Source organism: Comamonas humi (genome assembly GCF_054782535.1).
In genome coordinates, this window is sequence record NZ_BAAGSH010000014.1 from 43,199 (window position 1) to 63,303 (window position 20,105).

General features: G+C 69.1%; 18 protein-coding genes and 1 pseudogene. 16 read left to right on the forward strand and 3 right to left on the reverse strand.

The window, feature by feature from the left end; all coding sequences use genetic code 11:
• The first annotated feature begins 1 nt into the window (after position 1).
• From ACYVKR_RS15620 to ACYVKR_RS15680, 13 genes are all read left to right on the forward strand, one after another.
• The gene (locus ACYVKR_RS15620; protein ID WP_460481860.1) at positions 2-871 is read left to right on the forward strand and encodes an FAD binding domain-containing protein; all 870 of its coding nucleotides are present in this window, start codon (positions 2-4) and stop codon (positions 869-871) included.
• Positions 868-1,359, forward strand: a complete 492-nt coding sequence (locus ACYVKR_RS15625; protein ID WP_460481861.1) for a (2Fe-2S)-binding protein — start codon at positions 868-870, stop codon at positions 1,357-1,359. Before ACYVKR_RS15620 ends, ACYVKR_RS15625 begins: the two co-directional genes overlap by 4 nt.
• The gene (locus ACYVKR_RS15630) at positions 1,356-3,644 is read left to right on the forward strand and encodes a xanthine dehydrogenase family protein molybdopterin-binding subunit (RefSeq protein WP_460481862.1); all 2,289 of its coding nucleotides are present in this window, start codon (positions 1,356-1,358) and stop codon (positions 3,642-3,644) included. Before ACYVKR_RS15625 ends, ACYVKR_RS15630 begins: the two co-directional genes overlap by 4 nt.
• On the forward strand, positions 3,641-4,795 hold the full coding sequence (locus ACYVKR_RS15635; protein ID WP_460481863.1) for a CobW family GTP-binding protein: 1,155 nt from the start codon (positions 3,641-3,643) through the stop codon (positions 4,793-4,795). The genes ACYVKR_RS15630 and ACYVKR_RS15635 overlap by 4 nt, the downstream gene beginning before the upstream one ends.
• Before the next feature lie 51 nt (positions 4,796-4,846).
• Entirely contained in the window at positions 4,847-5,782 is a 936-nt protein-coding gene (locus ACYVKR_RS15640; protein WP_460481864.1) for an amidohydrolase family protein, read from the forward strand.
• A 21-nt stretch (positions 5,783-5,803) separates the two neighbouring features.
• Positions 5,804-6,718, forward strand: coding sequence for an amidohydrolase family protein (locus ACYVKR_RS15645; protein ID WP_460481865.1), 915 nt, complete (start codon positions 5,804-5,806; stop codon positions 6,716-6,718).
• Positions 6,719-6,817: 99 nt separating this feature from the next.
• Positions 6,818-8,215, forward strand: coding sequence for a UbiD family decarboxylase (locus tag ACYVKR_RS15650; protein WP_460481866.1), 1,398 nt, complete (start codon positions 6,818-6,820; stop codon positions 8,213-8,215).
• A gap of 92 nt (positions 8,216-8,307) precedes the next feature.
• Positions 8,308-9,711, forward strand: a complete 1,404-nt coding sequence (locus ACYVKR_RS15655) for a nucleobase:cation symporter-2 family protein (protein WP_460481867.1) — start codon at positions 8,308-8,310, stop codon at positions 9,709-9,711.
• A 1-nt stretch (position 9,712) separates the two neighbouring features.
• A complete protein-coding gene (locus ACYVKR_RS15660) occupies positions 9,713-11,311 on the forward strand; it encodes an ABC transporter ATP-binding protein (protein ID WP_460481868.1) in 1,599 nt (532 codons plus the stop codon).
• Positions 11,304-12,392 carry an ABC transporter permease gene (locus ACYVKR_RS15665; protein ID WP_460481869.1) on the forward strand — a complete coding sequence of 363 codons (1,089 nt, stop codon included), beginning with the start codon at positions 11,304-11,306 and terminating at the stop codon, positions 12,390-12,392. The genes ACYVKR_RS15660 and ACYVKR_RS15665 overlap by 8 nt, the downstream gene beginning before the upstream one ends.
• Positions 12,377-13,309: an ABC transporter permease gene (locus ACYVKR_RS15670; RefSeq protein WP_460481870.1), complete on the forward strand. Its 933-nt coding sequence runs from the start codon at positions 12,377-12,379 to the stop codon at positions 13,307-13,309. Before ACYVKR_RS15665 ends, ACYVKR_RS15670 begins: the two co-directional genes overlap by 16 nt.
• Positions 13,310-13,347: 38 nt before the next feature.
• Positions 13,348-14,448 carry a BMP family ABC transporter substrate-binding protein gene (locus tag ACYVKR_RS15675; RefSeq protein ID WP_460481871.1) on the forward strand — a complete coding sequence of 367 codons (1,101 nt, stop codon included), beginning with the start codon at positions 13,348-13,350 and terminating at the stop codon, positions 14,446-14,448.
• A gap of 163 nt (positions 14,449-14,611) precedes the next feature.
• On the forward strand, positions 14,612-16,030 hold the full coding sequence (locus ACYVKR_RS15680) for an amidohydrolase family protein (RefSeq protein ID WP_460481872.1): 1,419 nt from the start codon (positions 14,612-14,614) through the stop codon (positions 16,028-16,030).
• Between the two features lie 3 nt (positions 16,031-16,033).
• Here ACYVKR_RS15680 and ACYVKR_RS15685 read toward each other — a convergent pair whose 3' ends face one another.
• The 3 genes from ACYVKR_RS15685 to ACYVKR_RS15695 all read right to left on the reverse strand — a co-directional run bounded on the left by ACYVKR_RS15685 (position 16,034) and on the right by ACYVKR_RS15695 (position 18,058).
• The gene (locus tag ACYVKR_RS15685) at positions 16,034-16,537 is read right to left on the reverse strand and encodes a hypothetical protein (RefSeq protein WP_460481873.1); all 504 of its coding nucleotides are present in this window, start codon (positions 16,535-16,537) and stop codon (positions 16,034-16,036) included.
• Positions 16,538-16,632: 95 nt separating this feature from the next.
• Positions 16,633-17,307 (reverse strand): SOS response-associated peptidase, encoded by a 675-nt coding sequence (locus ACYVKR_RS15690; RefSeq protein WP_460481874.1) that lies wholly within the window; start codon positions 17,305-17,307, stop codon positions 16,633-16,635.
• A gap of 85 nt (positions 17,308-17,392) precedes the next feature.
• Entirely contained in the window at positions 17,393-18,058 is a 666-nt protein-coding gene (locus ACYVKR_RS15695; protein ID WP_460481900.1) for a TetR/AcrR family transcriptional regulator, read from the reverse strand.
• Positions 18,059-18,108: 50 nt separating this feature from the next.
• Between ACYVKR_RS15695 and ACYVKR_RS15700 the strand changes: the two genes are divergently transcribed.
• The 3 genes and pseudogenes from ACYVKR_RS15700 to ACYVKR_RS15710 all read left to right on the forward strand — a co-directional run bounded on the left by ACYVKR_RS15700 (position 18,109) and on the right by ACYVKR_RS15710 (position 20,064).
• Positions 18,109-19,332, forward strand: coding sequence for an arabinose transporter (locus ACYVKR_RS15700; RefSeq protein WP_460481875.1), 1,224 nt, complete (start codon positions 18,109-18,111; stop codon positions 19,330-19,332).
• Between the two features lie 70 nt (positions 19,333-19,402).
• Positions 19,403-19,609, forward strand: a pseudogene (locus tag ACYVKR_RS15705) (siderophore-interacting protein); the annotation flags it as partial.
• A gap of 182 nt (positions 19,610-19,791) precedes the next feature.
• Positions 19,792-20,064, forward strand: a complete 273-nt coding sequence (locus ACYVKR_RS15710) for a siderophore-interacting protein (RefSeq protein WP_460481901.1) — start codon at positions 19,792-19,794, stop codon at positions 20,062-20,064.
• Positions 20,065-20,105 lie beyond the last annotated feature (41 nt).

Consider the following 20,105-nt stretch of genomic DNA (forward strand, 5'->3'; position numbering starts at 1 on the left):
CATGAAACACTTCGACTACAGCGAGCCGGCCTCGCTGGACGAGGCGGTGGCGCTGCTGCGCAGCGGCCCCGCCCCGGCCAGCCTGATCGCCGGAGGCACCGACCTGATGGTGCAGATAAAGGAGCACGTGCGCCAGCCGGCGCAGGTGATCAACATCAAGAAGATTCCCGGCATGGATGAATTCGCGTTCACCCAGTCGCACGGGCTGCTGCTGGGCGCGCTGGTGACCACCCGGCAGGTCGAGACCTCGCCGATCACGCAAAAGCACTACGCCAGCCTGGCCAAGGCGGCCACCGACTTCGCCTCCATCCAGGTGCGCAACCGCGCCACCGTGGTGGGCAATGTCTGCCGCGCCTCGCCTTCGGCCGACACGCTGCCGGCGCTGATCGCCGACGGCGCGGTGCTGCGCATCCACGGCGGTGGCGGCCAGCGCCGCGTGGCGGTGCAGGACTTCTGCACCGGCCCCGGCCGCACCGTGCTCGCCGGCGACGAGATCGTCACCCACATCGAGATCCCGGCGCCCGCGCCGCGCACCGGCAAGGCCTACATCAAGCATGGCCGCCGCTCGCAGATGGAGCTGGCCACGGTGGGCGTCGCGGTGCGCGTGACGCTGGGCGCCGGCGGCGAAGTGGCCGACCTGGCCATCGTGCTCGCCGCCGTCGCCCCCACGCCGCTGCGCGCCGCGCAGGCCGAAGCGCTGCTGCTCGGCCAGCAGCCCACGCCCGAGCTGCTGGCCGCCACGGCCCAGGCCGCGAGCGATGAATCCCGCCCCATCGGCGACGTGCGCGGCAGTGCCGCCTACCGCCGCGACATGGTGCGCGTGCTGACGCGGCGCGCGCTGGAGCAAGCCTTGCAGGAGGCACAGCAATGAGCAAGAAGATCGTTTCCTTCACCGTCAACGGCGAAGCCCGCGACATGGTGACCAGCCCCAACCGCAGCCTGCTCGACGCGCTGCGCAGCGAAGCGGGCCTGACCGGCTGCAAGAAGGGCTGCGACGTGGGCGAGTGCGGCTCCTGCACCGTCATCATGAACGGCAAGCCGGTCAACTCCTGCCTGGTGCTGGCGTACGAGGCCGAAGGCGCCGAGATCACCACCGTCGAAGGCCTGCAGGCCGACGACGGCACGCCCCACCGGCTGCAGGAATGCTTTATGCAGTGCGGCGCCGCGCAGTGCGGCTTCTGCACGCCCGGCATCCTGGTGCAGGCCAAGGCGCTGCTGGACGAGAACCCCCATCCCACGGTGGACGAGATCCGCTTCGCCATCGCCGGCAACATCTGCCGCTGCACCGGCTACACCAAGATCATCGACGCCATCGCCATGGCCGCCGAACCTGTGGCTGAAAAGGAGGCCGCGCAATGAGCCAGAGCACCATCATCGGCAAGAGCGTCAAGCGCGCCGACCTGCTGGCTAAGGTGACCGGCACCGCCCAGTACGTGGCCGACATGCACCAGCCCGGCCTGCTGTATGCGCGCAGCAAGCGCAGCAACATCGCGCACGCCAACATCCGCCGCATCGACACCAGCCGCGCGCTGGCGCTGCCGGGCGTGAAGGCCGTGCTCACGCACGAGAACGTGCCGCGCGTGCTGCACGCCGGCTCGCCGCACCCGCGCTCGGCCTCGGTCACGCCCGACCAGTACATCCTGGACAGCAAGGTGCGCTACTGGGGCGAGACCGTGGCCGTGGTGGCCGCCACCAGCGAGGAGATCGCCGAGGCCGCGCTGGACCTGATCGACGTGGAATACGAGCCGCTGCCGGCCGTGTTCACCACCGAGGACGCCGCGCGGGCGGACGCCCCGCTGATCCACGACCGCGAGCCCGGCGGTAACCTGGTGCTGCCGCCGGTGAAGGTGAGCCGCGGCGACATCGAGAAGGGCTTTGCCGAGGCCGACCTGATCGTCGAGGGCGAGTACGAGGGCGGCCGCCCCACCCCCGCCTACATGGAGCCCAATGCCTGCATGTGCCAGTGGGACGGCAACGGCAACCTGACGGTGTGGATCTCCACCCAGACCGCCTTCATGGTGCGCGGCATCATGGCCGAGGTGCTGGGCCTGCCGCTGCACAAGGTGCGCGTGCTGGTCGACCACATGGGCGGCGGCTTCGGCGCCAAGCAGGACCTGTTCCAGAGCGAGTTCCTGTGCGCGCTGCTGGCCAGGCAGACGCGCCGCCCGGTGCGCATGGAGTACACCCGCGAGGAGACCTTCCTGGGCGGCCGCACGCGGCACCCGGCCAAGATCTGGCTCAAGCAGGGCTTTAAGAAGGACGGCACCCTCACCGCCCGCCAGGCGCGCGTGGTGTTCAACTCGGGCGCCTACGGCTCGCACGGCCCGGGCGTGACCATTGTCGGCACCACGGCCATGACCTCGCTGTACCGCTGCGAGAACATCGAGCTGGAAGGCCGGTGCCTGTATACCAACAGCCCGATCGCTGGTGCCTTCCGCGGCTACGGTGTGGTGCAGACCTACTACGCCATCGACACGCAGATGGACGAGGCTGCCGAGAAGCTGGGCATGGACCCAGCCGAGCTGAAGCTGAAGAACGCGGTGCGCGAGGGCGACATCGCGCCCTCGGGCCACCCGCTGATCGGCCATGGCCTCCCGGACTGCATCCGCCGCGGCATGGAAGAAGTGGGCTGGGCCGCGCTGCGCCAGCGCCCCAAGGACACCGGCGTGCAGCGCCGCGGCTGGGGCCTGGGCTGCGAGATGCACGGCAGCAGCGCCTACCCCGGCATCAAGGAGCAGGGCAACGCCATCGTCAAGATGAACGAGGACGGCACCGTGGTGCTGCTCACCGGAACGGCCGGCCTGGGCACCGGCGCGCACACCGCGCTGGCGCAGATCGTGGCCGAGGAGATCGGCCTGCAATTCGAGTCGGTCTCGGTCACGCATGGCGACACCGACGTCGTGCCCTGGGACATCGGCGCCTTCGCCAGCCACACCACCTACCTGGGCGGCAAGGCGGCACAGCTCGCGGCGCTGGAGATCAAGCGCCAGCTGTACGAGCGCGCCGCCGGCCAGCTCGAGGTGGCGGCCGAGGACCTGGAATCCGAGGGTGGCGTGATCCGCGTGCGCGGCACCGACCGCAGCCTCAGCATCCGCGACGCGGTGGCGCCGCGCAAGGGCATCCCGGCCGCGCAGTTCGTCGGCAGCGCCACCTACCACCCGACCAAGTCGTACTCGTTCGCGGCGCATTTCGTCGAGGTCAACGTCGACACCGAGACCGGCCAGGTCTCCGTGCTGCAGGTGGTGCCGGTGCACGAGATCGGCAAGGTGATCCACCCGATCGCGGCCGCCGGCCAGATCGAGGGCGGCATCCAGCAGGGCATAGGCCACGCGCTGTACGAGGACTACCAGATCGACATGCAGACCGGCCGTTCGCTGAACGCCAACTTCGTCGACTACAAGATGCCGCTGTCCATGGACATGCCGCCCATCCGCACGGTGATCCTCGAAACCGCGCCCGACCCCGGCGGCCCCTTCGGCGCCAAGGGCGTGGGCGAGGACCCGATCGTCGCCATCGGCCCGGCCATCGCCAACGCCATCTACGACGCGATCGGCGTGCGCTTCCGCCACTACCCCATCAAGCCCGAGCAGGTGCTGCAAGCCCTGCGCGAGAAATCCACCCCCACTTCCGGAGCCAACGCATGAACGCATCCACCACTTCCCTCAAGAGGCCGGTGCCGGTCACCATCCTCACCGGCTTCCTCGGCGCCGGCAAGACCACGCTGCTCAACCACATCCTGACCGAGAAGCACGGCCACCGCATCGCGGTGATCGAGAACGAGTTCGGCGAGGTGGACGTGGACTCCGACCTGGTGATGGCCAACTCGGACGAAGAGATCTTCCAGATCGTCAACGGCTGCATCTGCTGCACCGTGGACGTGCGCAACGACCTGGTCAAGACCCTGCAGATGCTGCTGGAGCGCCAGGACCAGTTCGACCACATCCTGGTCGAGACCAGTGGCCTGGCCGACCCCACGCCGGTGGCCGCGACCTTCTTCATGGACAACGAGGTCGCCAAGCAGGTGGTGCTCGACGGCGTGGTCACGCTGGTCGACGCGCTACACGTGCAGCCCCATCTGGACGACCCGGCGCTGGCCGAGCACGACAACCAGGCCGTGCAGCAGATCGTGGTTGCCGACCGCATCCTGCTGAACAAGACCGACCTGGTGGCGCCGCCCGAGCTGGCCGACCTGGAGGGCCGGATCCGCGCGCTGAACTGCAACGCCCCCATCCTGCACACCGTGCAGGCCAAGGTCGATCTGTCGCAGATCCTCGGCCTGCAGTCCTTCGAATGCGATGCGCTGAACTCGACGGACCCGCATTTCCTCGACGGCCACCACGGCCACGATCACCACGACCATGGCCATGTCTGCGGCGAGCAATGCCAGCACGACCACGGCTACCACCCGCAGGCCACGCAGCACTCGCACGAGGTCGCCGCCATGCTCGCTCCGCACACGCACGACCCGTCCGTCGGCTCGGTCTCGCTGCTGTTCGACCGGCCTTTCGACACCGCGCGCCTGATGCAGTCGCTGAACGAGCTGCTGGCCGTGGATGGCGACGACATCTACCGCGTCAAGGGCATCCTGCATGCACAGGGCGACGACCGCCGCCACGTGCTGCAGGGCGTGCACCGCCTGCTCGAGCTCAAGGCCTCCATCCCCTGGTGGGACGAGACCCCGGGCAGCAAGCTGGTCTTCATCGGCCGCAACCTGCAGGCCGATGCGCTGCGCGCGCGGCTCGCCGCCTGCACCACCTCTGCCCATGTTTCCCACGAGGCCCTGGAAGCCGCCTAGACACACGTCCTAAAGCGCTTCAACCCGTCATCCACAAAGGAGACTGCATTCATGATCATCGACATTACCTGCTACCCCACCGACCAGGCCGACCTGGCGTGGTGGCCCGAGGGCGAGGCCTACACCGTGGAACGCCTGCTGGCCACCATGGACGGCCCCTACTACGTCAACGGCAAGCCGCGCCGCATCGACAAGGCCTTCATCCAGCCGCCGCAGGGCAACACCATCTATACCTGGACCGATGGCGAGAAGGATGGCCGCGAGTCCATCGACGCCTACATGGCCTACACGCTCAAGTGCGTGCAGGAGCACCCCGACCGCCTGATCGGCTGCTTCGTCTACAACCCGCGCTGCGGCGTGAAGAACGGCGTCGAGGCCATCGAGCGCTACGTCAAGGAGCATGGCTTCAAGATGGTGCAGCTGCAGGCCAACATGCACGCCTACCGCCCCGACCGCGCGCTGGACTGGGTGCGCCCGGCCCTGCAGAAGTGCGCCGAGCTGGGCGTGCCGGTCAAGCTGCACACCGGCGACGGCCCCTACAGCATCCCGACCGAATGGGTGCCGATGATCAAGGAGTTCCCCACCGTGAACTTCATCATGGCCCACTTCGGCGTGCAGACCGGCGGCGTCTACTGCTTCGAGCCCTTCCAGTGGGCGCAGGAGCTGCCCAACGTGTTCTGCGAGTCCGGCTGGTGCCTGCAGTCGCGCATCGTGGAGTTCGCCAAGGTCCTGCACCCCAGCAAGATCATCTTCGGCACCGACACGCCGCCCAACGAGCCCGGCATGTGGATCCGCCTGCTGGAAGTGCTGTGCACCAACCCGCCCCAGGGCCTGAACCTGGACGAGGAGACGCTCGAAGACTACCTGGGCAACAACATCGCCCGCATGGTCGGCATCGAGCCGACCCCCTACCCGAAGACTTTCGAGGAAGCCGAAGCGCAGCTGGGCCGCAAGGTGGAGCGCCATCCGGTGATCGGCCTGTACTGATGACGAATTGGAGATAAGAACATGATCATTGACACCCATCTGCACCCCACCAACCTGGTCGACGAGGCCTGGCGCCACACCGGCACGCCCTTCAACGGCGAGCGCATGCTCAAGCTGATGGACGGCCCCTACATGATCAACGGCAAGCCGCGCCGCATTGACATGGGCTTCATCCAGCCGCCGCCCGGCAACACCGGCTACCGCGACGGCAACCGCCGCGGGCGCGAAGGCATCCGCGATTACATGGCCTACATCGCCGAGCTGTGCCAGAAGTACCCCGACCGTTTCATCGGCAACTTCACCTACAACCCGCGCTGGGGCCCCGAGAACGGCGCCGCCGAGCTGGAATTCCACATCAAGGAATACGGCTTCAAGATGATCAAGCTGCACGCCAACATGCATGGCTACCGGCCTGACCGCGCGTTGGACTGGCTGCGCCCCGCGATGAAGGTCTGCGCCAAGTACGGCACCGTGGTGCTGATCCACACCGGCGACGGCCCGTTCACCATCCCGACGATGTTCTACCCGATCATCCGCGAGTTCCCGATGGTGAACTTCGTGATCGCGCACTTCGGCATCCAGACCGGCGGCAACTACTCGTTCGAGACCTTCTGGATGGCGATGGACACGCCCAACGTGTACGTCGAGTCCGGCTGGTGCTTCCAGGCCCGCATCGCCGAGTTCGCCAAGGAGCTGCCGAAGAACAAGCTGGTGTTCGGCACCGACAGCCCGCCCAACGAGCCCGGCATGTGGCTGCGCGAGCTGGAGAACCTGTGCCAGCCCGCGCCCCACGGCATCAACCTCGACGAGAACACGCTGGAGGACTACCTGGGCAACAACATCGCCCGGCTGTGCGGCATCAAGACCACGCCGCCGCCGCGTGACGCGGCCGACGCCCAGGCGCGCCTGGCCGACACCTACGCCGGCGTGAAGTAAGCGCCACCCCGCCGCCCGCGGCTGCGGGGCGGCGGGGCATGGATGGAGTTCAGCCCGCAACGCGCACCGCGTCTTTGGAACCTGTTCAGGAGTTGCCTGATGAATTCGAAAGCCATGCTGGAAGATACCGGCCAGGATTTGCACCGGTTTTTCGCAGCCTATGAATCCCTTTACCCCGACGACGTGCTCACGGTGGACCACGCCGTCAGCCGCGACGAGGATGTGACCGCCACCGTCTGGTCGCTGGCCGCCCAGGGCCGCCACCCCGCCCTCAAGTTCAACCGCATCGACGGGCTGCAGACGCCCCTGGTGACCAATCTCTTTGCCTCCCGCGAACGCGTGGGGCGCATGCTCGGCGGCGTGTCGCCCGCCGGCATCCATGCCGAGTACCAGGCCCGCAGCCGGCGCCTGGTGGCACCGCGCGAGCTGCAGTCCGGCGCGGTGACGCAGCAGCTCAAGACCAGCGGCATCGACCTCAACCGCGACATCCCGACCATCCGCCACTTCGCCACCGACCGCGGCCCCTACATCACCAACGCCGTCATCGTGGCCGAGGACCGCGACGAGGGCATAGGCAACGTGAGCTACCACCGCTCGATGGTGCATTCGCCCACCGAGATCGCCACCAGCCTGCATTCGCGCGGCCACCTGTGGCGCATGCTGCGCGCGGCCGAGGCCAAGGGCCGGCCGCTGCCGGTGGCCATGGTCATCGGCGCGCACCCGCTGTTCATGCTGGCCGGCGCGGGCCGCCTGCCCTATGGCGTGGACGAGCGCGACCTGGCCGGCGGCCTGTTCGGCGCGCCGCTCGAGGTGGTGCGCACGCCCAAGTACGGCATCGCCGTGCCGGCGCATGCCGAGTTCGTGATCGAGGGCGTGATCGACCCGGCCGCCCGCGCCGAGGAAGGCCCGTTCGGCGAATTCACCGGCTACTCGTCGGACCGCTCGACCAACAACGTGCTGAAGGTCGAGACGCTGCTGCGCCGCAACGACGCCTGGCTGCTCGACGTGGTCGGCGGCAACTCGGCCGAGCACCTGAACCTGGGCCGCATCCCGCGCGAGTCCGAGATGGTGGAAAAGCTCAAGGAGCGCTTCCCCGGCGTCACCGCCGTGCACTACCCCAGCTCGGGCACGCACTTCCATGCCTACGTCGCGCTCAAGCAGAGCCGCCCGGGCGAGGCGCGCCAGGTGATGATGGGCCTGCTCGGCTGGGACCCCTACCTGAAGACCGTGATCGCCGTGGACGAGGACGTGGACGTGACGCGCGACGAGGAGGTGCTCTGGGCCATGGCCACGCACTTCCAGCCGCACCAGGATATGTTCATCGTCGACGGCCTGCCCGGCAGCGCGCTCGATCCCTCGTCGTCCACCGATGGCACGACCTCGCGCCTGGGACTGGACGCCACCCGCGGCCCGCGCTTCGACGGCGTGCGCGCCCGCATCAGCCCCGAGGCCATGGCGCGCGCCCAGGCCTGGCTGCAGCCAGGCGGCCTGCGCTAGCGCGGCCTGCCCCGCCGAAAGACTGCACCCATCCAAGCGGAGCCATACCGCAGCAGTCTTTCTCTCCCCCACACAAGATCAGGAGACAGACCATGACAACCAGCACCACATCCCCAGGCAGGTCCGAGGTTCATCCGGTGGATGAGAAGCTGCCGCTTCCCAAGCTCGCGGCCCTGGGCCTGCAGCATGTGCTCGTGATGTATGCCGGCGCCATCGCCGTGCCGCTCATCATCGGCGGCGCGCTCAAGCTCACCAAGGAAGACATCGCCTTCCTGATCGCCGCCGACCTGTTCTGCTGCGGCCTGGTGACCATCATCCAGAGCCTGGGCATCGGCAAGATCGGCATCCGCCTGCCGATGATGATGGGCGTGACCTTCACCGCGGTCGCCCCCATCATCGCCACCGGCTCCAATCCCCAGCTGGGCCTGCCCGCCGTCTTCGGCGGTGTGATGGCCGCAGGCGTCTTCACCCTGCTGGTAGCGCCCTACGTGAGCCGGCTGCTGCGCTGGTTTCCGCCGGTGGTCACGGGCTCGGTGGTGCTGATCATCGGCCTGTCGCTGATGCGCGTGGGCATCAACTGGGCCGCGGGCGGCAACCCGACGATCCCCGGCCCGAGCGGCCCCATCGCCAACCCGAACTACGGCATCCCCTCGCACCTGGCCATCTCGGGCATCGTGCTGCTGACCATCCTGTTCATCATCGCCTACTGCAAGGGCTTTCTGTCGAACATCGCGGTGCTGATCGGCATCGTCACCGGCTTCCTCATCACGTTGGCGCTGGGCCAGGTCAACTTCGTGGGCATGAAGTCCACTGGCTGGTTCCAGCTCATCACGCCCTTCCACTTCGGCATGCCAACCTTCGACCCGATGACCATCGTCACGCTGTGCGTGGTGATGATCGTCATCATGATCGAGGGCGTGGGCCAGTTCCTGGCACTGGCCGAGGTGGTGGAGCGCCCGCTGGCCAAGGACGACATCGCGCGCGGTCTGCGCGCCGATGGCCTGGGCGCCATCATCGGCGGCGTCTTCAACACCTTCACCTACACCTCGTACGCCCAGAACATCGGCCTGGTGCAGGTCACCGGCGTGCGCAGCCGCTGGGTCTGCGTGGCGGCCGGCGCCATGCTGATCGTGCTCAGCAGCTTTCCCAAGATCTCGTTCATCGCGGCCTCGATCCCGCAGTACGTGCTGGGCGGCGCGGCGCTGGTGATGTTCGGCATGGTGGCCGCCACCGGCGTGCGCATCCTGAGCCATGTGGACTTCGTGAACAACCGCAAGAACGCCTACATCGTCGCCATCAGCCTGGCGCTGGGCATGATCCCGCTGGTCGCCGACCGCTTCTTCTCGCAGCTGCCCGAGCTGCTGGCCAAGTTCTGCCAGAACGGCATCCTGCTGGGCACCTTCACCGCCGTGTTGCTGAACGTACTGTTCCATGCGCACGAAAAAGCGCCGGCCGAAGATACGGCCATCGCCCCCGCAGAAGGCAAGGCGGCCTGACATGGCAGCCAACCTGCGCAACACCGGCGGCGCGACGCCGCCGCAGCTGGAGCTGAAAGGCATCCGCAAGGTCTACGCCTCCGTGGTGGCGAACGACGGCATCGACCTCGTGGTGCAGCCCGGCGAGATCCACGCCATCCTCGGCGAGAACGGCGCCGGCAAGTCCACGCTGATGAAGATCATCTACGGCGTGACGGCCCCCACCTCGGGCGAGATCCGCTGGCGCGGCGAGCCGGTCAACGTCGCCAGCCCCAACCATGCACGCAGCCTCGGCATAGGCATGGTGTTCCAGCACTTCCAGCTGTTCGAGACCCTCACCGTGGTGCAGAACGTGGCGCTGGCCCTGCCCGGCAAGCCCGACCTGGAGGACCTGGCCCAGCGCATCGACGCCGTGGGCCGCCGCTATGGCCTGCCGGTGGACCCGGTGCGCCTGGTGCACACGCTGTCGGTGGGCGAGCGCCAGCGCGTGGAGATCATCCGCTGCCTGCTGCAGAACCCGCGCCTGCTGATCATGGACGAGCCCACCTCGGTGCTCACGCCGCAGGCCGTGCGCAAGCTGTTCGAGACGCTGCGCCAGCTCTCGGATGAGGGCTGCAGCATTCTCTACATCAGCCACAAGCTCGACGAGGTGCGCGAGCTGTGCCACGCCGCCACCGTGCTGCGCAACGGCCGGGTCACCGGCCACTGCACGCCTAGCCGCGAGACCCCGGCCTCGATGGCGCGGCTGATGATCGGCAAGGAGCTGGTGGCCTGCCAGCGCGGCGCGCCCGCCACGCCCGGCGCGGCGCGCCTCGCGCTGCAGGGCCTGAGCCAGCCGGCCTCGCACCCCTTCGGCACCACGCTCAAGCACATCGACCTGCAGGTGCGTGCCGGCGAGATCGTCGGCATCGCCGGCGTCTCGGGCAACGGCCAGCAGGAGCTGCTGCAGGCCATCTCCGGCGAGGCGCCGCTGCCGCGCGGCAACGCGGCCATGGTGCGGCTCGACGACCAGCCCGTCGGCCACCTGGGCAGCGCCACGCGGCGCGTGCTGGGCCTGGGCTTCGTGCCCGAGGAGCGGCTGGGCCGCGGCGCCGTGCCGGCGATGAGCCTGTCGGACAACGCCCTGCTCACCGCCCACCGCCAGGGCCTGCTGCAGCGCGGGCTGATCAAGCAGGGCGCGGTGCGCGCCTTTGCCGAGCGCTGCATCGCCGACTTCAAGGTCAAGTGCGGCGGCGCGCAGGCGCCGGCCAACTCGCTGTCGGGCGGCAACCTGCAGAAGTTCATCGTCGGGCGCGAGCTGCTGCAGACGCCCAGCGTGCTGGTGGCCGCGCAGCCCACCTGGGGCGTGGACGTGGGGGCCGCGGCCTTCATCCGCCAGGCCCTGGTGGCGCTGCGCGACGCGGGCGCGGCGGTGCTGGTCGTGTCCGAGGAACTGGACGAGCTGTTCGAGGTCTGCGACCGCATCGCGGTGATCGCCGACGGGCGCCTGTCGCCCGCCGTGCCCACGCAGCAGACCGATGTGGAAACCATTGGCCTGTGGATGAGCGGCCTGTGGCCCGAGGACGGCAAGGTGCCGGCGCCCGCCGCCGAGGCCGACGAAAGGAAGGTGTCCCATGCTTAAGCTCGAAGCGCGTCCCGAGGCCTCGCGCCGCATGCGCTGGCTGTCGCCGCTGTTGGCGGTGGCGCTCACGCTGCTGGGCGGCGTGGCGCTGTTCGCGGCGCTGGGCCAGAACCCGCTGCAGGGGCTGCGCGTGTTCTTCCTGCAGCCGGTGAACGACCTGTATGGCGTGAGCGAGTTGCTGCTCAAGGCCACGCCGCTGATGCTGATCGGCGTGGGCCTGGCCGTGGGCTTTCGCGCCGGCGTGTGGAACATCGGCGCCGAGGGGCAGTTCATCTGCGGCGCGGTCTTCGCCACCGGCATCGCGCTGCAGGTGGGCGACCAGTCCGCGCCCTGGGCCATCCCGGCGATGGTGGTGGCCGGCGCCATCGGCGGCGCGCTGTGGGCGGCCATCCCGGCCTGGCTGCGCACGCGCTTCGGCACCAACGAGATCCTGGTCTCGCTGATGCTGGTGTACGTGGCGCAGCTGCTGGCCTCGTGGCTGATCTACGGACCCTGGAAGGACCCCGACGGCTACAACTTCCCGCAGACGCGCAACTTCGGCGACAGCGCGCTGCTGCCGCTGCTGATCGAGGGCACGCGGCTGCATGCGGGCTTCGTGCTGGCGCTGGTGGTGCTGCTCGCGGGCTATGTGTTTTTGCAGCGCAGCTTCCAGGGCTTCCAGATGCAGGTGGGCGGCCAGGCGCCCGATGCGGCGCGCTACGCGGGCTTCTCGGCCAACCGCGCCATCTGGTTCGGGCTGCTGGGCGGCGGCGCGCTGGCCGGCGTGGCGGGCATGACCGAGGTGGCCGGCCCCATGGGCCAGCTCACCAGCCAGATCTCGGCGGGCTACGGCTTCGCGGCCATCATCGTGGCCTTCGTCGGGCGGCTGCACCCGGTCGGCATCCTGGGCGCGAGCCTGCTGATGGCGCTGTTCTTCCTGGGTGGCGAGCAGGCGCAGCAGCACATGAACCTGCCGTCGTCGATCTCCAAGGTGTTCCAGGGCATGCTGCTGTTCTTCCTGCTCGCCTCGGATCTGTTCATCGCTTACCGGCTGCGCTGGGAGCGCACCGCATGGAAAGGCCTGCCATGGATAGCTCGCTGATCGCCTCGATCATCGCCGCCACGCTGGTGGCCGGCACCCCGCTGATCATCGTCGCCATCGGCGAGCTGATCACCGAACGCTCGGGCGTGCTCAACCTGGGCGCCGAGGGCATGATGTCGGTGGGCGCGGTGGCCGCGTTCGCCGCCGCCCATGCCGGCATGGGCCCGTGGACCGCCGCGCTGGTGGGCATGGCCGCCAGCGTCGCGATGGCCCTGCTGTTCGGCTACATCACGCTGACCATGCAGGCCAACCAGGTGGCCTCGGGCCTGGCGCTGGCCATCTTCGGCGTGGGCCTGGCGGCCTTCTTCGGCAAGCCCTACGAGTCGGCGCCGCTGGTGGCGGTGCAACCGCTGCGCATCCCGGTGCTGGCCGACATCCCGCTGATCGGGCCGGCGCTGTTCAACCAGCAGGCCCTGGTCTATGTGTCGTGGGCGCTGGTGGGCGGCACCGCGTGGTTCCTGCAGCGCAGCCGCGGCGGCCTGGTATTGCGCGCGGTGGGCGAGTCGCCGTCGGCCGCGCATGCCGTGGGCTTTCCGGTGCTGGCCATCCGCTATGCCGCCGTGGCCTTCGGCGGCGCGATGGCGGGGCTGGGCGGCGCCTTCCTGTCGGTGTTCTACACGCCGCTGTGGGCCGAGGGCATGGTGGCCGGCCGCGGCTGGATCGCGCTGGCGCTGGTGGTGTTCGCCACCTGGCGGCCGCTGCGCGTGATGGTGGGCGCCTACCTGTTCGGCGGCGTGCTGGTGTCGCAGCTCTTCGTGCAGGGCTCGGGCCTGCAACTCGAGATACCGGCGCAGTGGCTGTCGGCCCTGCCCTATGTCGCCACCATCGTCGTGCTGGTGCTGATCTCGCGCAACCGGGCGACCATCCGGCTCAACTCCCCCGCATCGCTGGGCCAGGCCTTCCGCCCGGACCGCTGATTCCTTCACCTTCCCACAACCACAACGGAGACAAGATGATGAACCAACGCACCACGCGCTTGCTGGGCCGCATTTCCACGGCGGCAGCCTCCCTGGGCCTGCTGGCCGCCTTCAGCGGCGCCGCGGCGGCCGCTCCGCTGAGCACCTGCTTCCTGTATTCGAACCCCATCGGCGAGAGCGGCTGGACCTACCAGCACGAGCTGGCCCGCAAGGAGCTGGCCGCGGCCATGGGCGACAAGATCACCACCAAGTACGTGGAGAACATCGCCGAGGGCCCCGATGCCGAGCGCGTGATCCGCAACTTCGTGCAGGACGGCTGCCAGCTGATTTTCACGCCGTCGTTCGGCTTCATGGAGCCGACGATGAAGGTGGCGCGCACCGCGCCCAAGGGCGTGATCTTCATGAACGGCAGCGGCTACAAGACCGCGGCCAACGTGGGCGCCTACAACGCGCGCTACTACGAGGGCCGCTACCTCGAGGGCGTGGTCGCCGGCCACATGAGCAAGAGCGGCGACATCGGCTACGTCGGCGCCTTTCCCATCCCCGAGGTGCTGCAGGGCGTGAACGCCTTCGCCCAGGGCATGCGCAGCGTCAACCCCAAGGCCAAGCTGCGGCTGATCTGGGTCAACGCCTGGTACGACCCGGGCAAGGAGCGCGACGCGGCCAACGCCCTCATCAAGCTCGGCGTGGACACGCTGGCCTACGCCACCTCGGGGGTGTCCATCGTCACCACCGGCGAGGAAAAGGGCGTCTACACGCTGGGCTACTACTCCGACATGTCCAAGTTCGGCCCCAAGACCAACCTCACCTCCATCGTGCAGAACTGGGGCGGCTTCTACATCAAGACCGTGGAGGACGTGCTGGCCGGGCGCTGGAAGTCCGAGAACACGCTCGGCGGCCTGCGCGAGGGCATGATCAAGATGCAGCCGCTGAACGCCGCCGTGCCCGCCGATGTGCGCGACAAGGTTGCCAAGCTCGGCGAGGAGATCGCCGCCGGCACGCTGAACCCCTTCGCCGGCCCCATCACCGACCAGGAAGGCAAGGTGCGCGTGGCCGCCGGGCAGAACATCTCGGATGCCGACCTGGCCAACATGAACTACCTGGTGCAGGGCGTCGAGGGCCTGCTGCCCAAGCGCTGACGCCATAAAAATGATAGTGGCTGGCGCTTGCTGCGATTGATTTCCGAATACATTTCCATTCAGAATCGAGCCACGACAAGCGCCAGCAGCTACTTTTTTAGAAGCACCCATCCACCACCGGGCGTGCCTCACGGCCGCCCCTTCCCCACCCAGCCAGACCACCATGGACACCCGCATACTCATCCGCAACGCCCAGTGCATCTTCACCGGCCAGCAGGGCGCGCAGGCCCGCAGCGACGCGACCGACCTGCGCATCGCCAGCGGCGTGGTGGCCGAGATGGGCCGGGGCCTGCAGCCGCAGGAAGGCGAGCGCGTGCTCGACGCGCGCGACTGCGTCATCTACCCCGGCTGGGTCAACACCCACCACCACCTGTTCCAGTCGCTGCTCAAGGGCGTGCCCGCGGGCATCGACCTCACGCTCAGCCCCTGGCTGCAGGCCGTGCCCTTCGCGTATCGGCGCGGCTTTGACGAGAAACGCCTGCGCCTGGCCGCGCGCATCGGCCTGGTCGAGCTGCTGCGCTCGGGCTGCACCACGGTGGCCGACCACCACTATCTCTTCCAGGCCGGCGCCAGCCAGGAGGCCGCCGAGCTGCTGTTCGACGAGGCCGACCAGCTCGGCCTGCGCTTCATGCTGCTGCGCGGCGGCGCCACCGTCACCCGCAAACTTGAAGACAGCGACAAGCTCGTGCAGCCGCCCGAGACGCTGGAGCAGATGATCGCCGCCGTCGAGCAGACCGCCGCGCGCTTCCACCAGCGCGGGCCGCGCGCGCGCCACCGCATCGCCATGGCGCCCACCTCGGTCCATGTCTCGCTGCCCAAGGAGCAGCTCAAGGAAGTGGCCCGCGCCGCGCGCGCCATGGGCCTGCCGCTGCACAGCCACATGTCCGAGTCGGTGGCCTATTTCGAATACTGCCGCGAGGTGCACAACTGCCTGCCCATCGAGTACCTGGCCGAGCACGAGTGGCTGGGCCCGGACGTGTGGCTGGCGCACCTGTGCCACCTCACGCCCGGCGAGATGCGCCTGCTGGGCGAGACCCGCACCGGCATCGCCCACTGCCCGCAGAGCAACGCCCGCCTGGCCGACGGCATCGCGCCCGCGCCGGCGCTGGCCAAGCTCGGCTCGCCGGTGACGATAGGCGTGGACGGCGCCGCCTCCAACGAGGCCGCCGACATGATCAGCGAGCTGCACTTCGCCTGGCTGCTGCACCGCGCCCATGCCGGCGCGCAGGCCCGCCCACGGCCCGAGGGCGCGGGCGAAGAAGGCGCCGACGTGGTGACGGTCGAGCAGATCGTGCACTGGGCCAGCGCCAGCGGCGCGCAGATGCTGGGCTTCGACGGCGTGGGCACGCTGCAGGTCGGCCAGGCCGCCGACCTCGCCGTCTACGGCCTCGACGACCCGCGCTACTTCGGCCTGCACGACCCGGCCATCGGCCCCATAGCCAGCGGCGGCCGCCCGCGCCTGCGCTGGCTGCTGTGCGACGGCAAGGTCATCGCCGAGGACGACGCCATCCCGGGCCTGGACCTGGCCGAACTGCAGGCCCAGGCCCGCGCCGAGGTCAAGGCGCTGATGCAGTCGCTGTAAGCCTTAGCGGATGCAGGCCGTGCCGGCCGGCGTCTGCGGGTCGCAGGCCAGCAGGCCCTGCAGCTCGAAGAGATAGAACCGGGGCCGCTCGCTGCAGGCCACCGTCGTGGCCTTGCCGCTGCGCAGGTTGCGCACCGCCACGCCGGCGCCCAGGTCTTCACGCCCCTTGGCGCGGGTGAACACGGTGTACGAAAACCCGCCAGAGACAAAGCGCACCGACTGCTCGTACACGCCGCGGTGCGTGTAGACCGCGCCCTGGAAGCGCGCCATCGAGCCGGCGCGCTCGCGCGGAAACTCCAGCTCCAGCGTCTCGCCCGCGCTGCTCAGGGCACCGAAGCGGTACTGCAGGTACGGCTCGTCCTGCCCTGCCGCCGAGGCGCACAGCCCGATGAATTTGCGCCCGTCCGCAGCCTCGCAGCGGAAGATCGGCCGCTCGTCGCCCTCGCAGGCCTGCGCTGCGGCGCAACCCGCGAGCAGGGCCAGAAGCCCGCAAAACCGCACCGCCATGCTCACCATCCATGCCTCCTGCGCGCCGCACCGGCGCCACGCCATTCAGCCACAGGCGGCGCCCCAGCGGAATCCCCGGATACCAGCGCTGCGGCTCAGCGGGCCGAAGGCACGGCCAGGATGCGCTCCGGCGGCGGCAGGTCGATCAGCGCATAGGCGTCGCCGATGGAGCCGCCCAGCCAGCGGTCCCAGTCCTCGGGCTCGATGGGCACCGCGGCCCGCTTGTCCTGCCGCTCGGGCGGCAGCCGCGGGTCGGGCTTGTGCATGCGGCCCAGCAGCGGGTGCTCGTCGCAGTTCTCGGTGATCATGGTGTAGCTGGGCACGATCTCGCCGGACACGGGGTCCTTCCACTCGCTCCACAGGCCGGCCAGCGCCCAGGGCTGGCCGTCGGCACGGCGGAAGGTCCACCACACCTCATGGCCGGTCTCCCAGCAGGGCAGGTCGAAACTTTCGGCGGGTATCAGGCAGCGCTGGCCGCGGCGCCAGGCATTGCGGAAGGCCCATTTGGCGGCAATGCCCTCGATGCGGGCATGGTGGGTGCTCAGGCGCCGGCCCTCGGCCGTGCGCAACTCGCGCGTGCGTGACCGCGGCGCGATCATGCCCCACTGCCCCACCACGACCTCGCGCCGGCGGTCGGCGCCGCGCCGCACGAACGGCCCCAGGCCCAGCGGACGCAGTTCGCGGCCCTTGTCGGGATGGGGGCTGCGCCTGCCGATACCCCAGATGCGCTCGATGTCCGCGCGCCCCGGCGATACATAGCGATTGCACATAACGAGTCCATTGTGGCCCTGCCCTGTGAAGCTGCGGCCGCACCGGCGCATGCCAATGCACGAACCAGGGTTTACTCGCCGCAGGCTAGGCGCTGCGCCGCACTCCACCGCAGAGGTAGCAGCCCAGCATGTCCACGATGGCCTGCTCGGTCTGCGCCATGGGATGCGGCGAGCCCGGCGGGATGACCGCCGCATGGATCAGGGACTCCATGGTCCGCAGCACCATCCAGGTCGCCAGGTCCAGGTCCTGCGGGACGACCTCGTCCCGGTGTGCCTCCAGCAACTGGCGAATACGGTGGTGGATGCCCTGGTCGGCCGCGCTCTGGTCCGACGGCGTATCGAAGAAGGGGAATTCCTTCTCCAGCACCCGGTGCAGCTCGGGCGCGACCTGGTGCGCCGCCAGCCAGGCATGCACGATGGCGGCCAGCTGTTCCCGCAAACCCGGTGCCCGGGTGCCCGCGAGCACGGTGTCCATGGCGGCGTGCATTTCCATCGCGTGCCGCTCGTGCAGCGCCGTGATCAGCGAATCCTTGTTGGGGAAGTACTGGTACACGGAGCCGACGCTGACGCCGGCGCGCTCGGCGACCAGATTGGTGTTGGTTCCGGCATAGCCGCGCTCGCTCAAAACGCGAGCCGTGGCTTCCAGAATGGCGTCAACCAAGGCCCGAGAGCGGCTTTGGCGAGGGATGCGTCGTGGCTGGGGCAAGGCCGGCATGGGTGAATCTGAATGCGAGTTTTCAATGCGAGCAATGGCTCATATTCTTCCACATATCGAGCAAATGCTCATATTTGGAGTGATGGATGTCCATTCGTTCTCATGCGGCGTCGACGGCCGCGGCCTCTCCGCCGCCCGCCGCCAACGTCTTTCTCAAGCTGCTGCCGCTCACGCTGGCGGTGTTCATCGGATTCCTGACCATCGGCCTGCCGCTGCCGGTCCTGCCGCTGCATGTGCATGGCGGCTTGGGCCTGGGCACGCTGGTGGTGGGCGTGGTCATCGGCGCGCAGTTTGCGGCGGCCCTGCTGTCGCGCGCCTGGGCCGGCAACCTGGCCGACACCCAAGGCGCCAAGCGCGCCGTGGTCACGGGTTTCCTGGTCACTTCCTGCTCGGGCGTCGCCTACCTGGCGTCGCTCGCCTTTCCTGATTCGCCCGCCACCTCGGTCTGGGTGCTGCTCCTGGGCCGTGTGCTGCTGGGCTGTGGAGAAAGCCTGGTCGTCACCGGCGCCCTGAGTTGGGGCATCGGGCTCGTGGGCCCGCAGAACGCAGGCAAGGTCATGGCCTGGGTGGGCACGGCCATGTATGGCGCCTACGCCGCCGGCGCACCTGCGGGAGTTGCGGTCAATGCGGCCCATGGGTTTGCCGGGATCTCCACGGCCGCGGTGCTCCTGCCCCTGCTGGCACTGGTACTGGTCGTGAACCTGAGGGCGATCGCCCCCGCGGCCGCCCGGCGCACGCCGTTCTACCAGGTGCTCAGCGTGGTTGGGGGCGCGGGCCTGGGGCTGGCGCTTTGCAGCGTGGGCTTCGGCGTCATCACGGCCTTCATCGCCCTGCTGTTTGCCGCCCGCGGCTGGGGCAATGCCTCGCTGGCCTTCACCGCCTTCGGGCTGGCCTTCATTGCCGCGCGCCTTGGCTTCGGCCACCTGCCCGACAAGCTGGGGGGCGCCCGCGTGGCCCTGGTCTGCGTGCTGATCGAAGCCCTGGGACAGCTGCTGATCTGGGGTGCACAGGCCCCCGCCATGGCGTACGCTGGCGCGGCCCTGACCGGCTTCGGCTACTCGCTGGCCTTCCCAGGCTTTGGCGTGGAGGCCGTGCGCCGGGCGCCACCGCAAAGCCGTGGCGTGGCCATGGGCGCCTATGTCGCTTTTCTCGACATCTCGCTGGGCATCACCGGCCCGGTTCTCGGCGCGGTGGCCGGTGCCTGGAGCGTTGACATCGTCTACCTCGTGGGTGCCATCGTGGTGGCATCTTCACTGCTGGTCGCGGTGCGGTTGCTGACCACCTCGCCCCAAGGAGTGCGCCATGCATGAGATGGTCCAGAAACCCCGCACAGCAAGGGCCGTCGGCGTCGTGCAGGCCGTGCACTCCATCACCCCGCACATGCGGCGCATCACGGTAGGCGGCAGCGGGATTGCGGAATTTCTCCACATGGAGGGCATCGACGAGGCCGCGGCCTGGGTCAAGGTCTTTCTACCCTCCGGCGAGGGACGTGCCTACACGGTACGAAGCGTCGACTTCCAGGCCGGCACCCTGGACCTGGACTTTGTCCTGCACGGAACAGGCCCCGACTCCGGCCCCGCCTCTGCCTGGGCCTGGGCCTCCCAGGCTTCGGTCGGCGAACCCGTGGGGATTGCGGGGCCCCGCAGCGGCGGGTTCCTGCTCCCCGGCAATGCACGCTGGGTCATGCTGGCAGGCGATGCAACGGCCCTGCCGGCCATCCAGAGCATCGCCAGCTGCCTGCCGGCATCAACGCCAAGGTCTATGCCGAGCTGCCTTCGCCAGAGGACCAGCAACCCATCGCCAGCCCGGCCAGGCTGCGCACCCAATGGATCACGGCCCAGCCGGAGCCCGGCCTGGGCCTGTGCCAGTCCCTGCTGCACCGCCCCTTGCCGGCCGGGCCGGGCTACCTCTGGATGGCGGGAGAGTCCGCAGCCATCCGGCGGCTGAAACAGCATTACCTGCAGGAGCGGGAGATGCCCCGCCAGAGCGTCAGCGCGAAGGGATATTGGAAGTCGGGGGAGGCTGACCATCGAGAGGCATGAGGTGCTGGGCGGCCGAACTGATTCGAGCGAGATGCTACGGC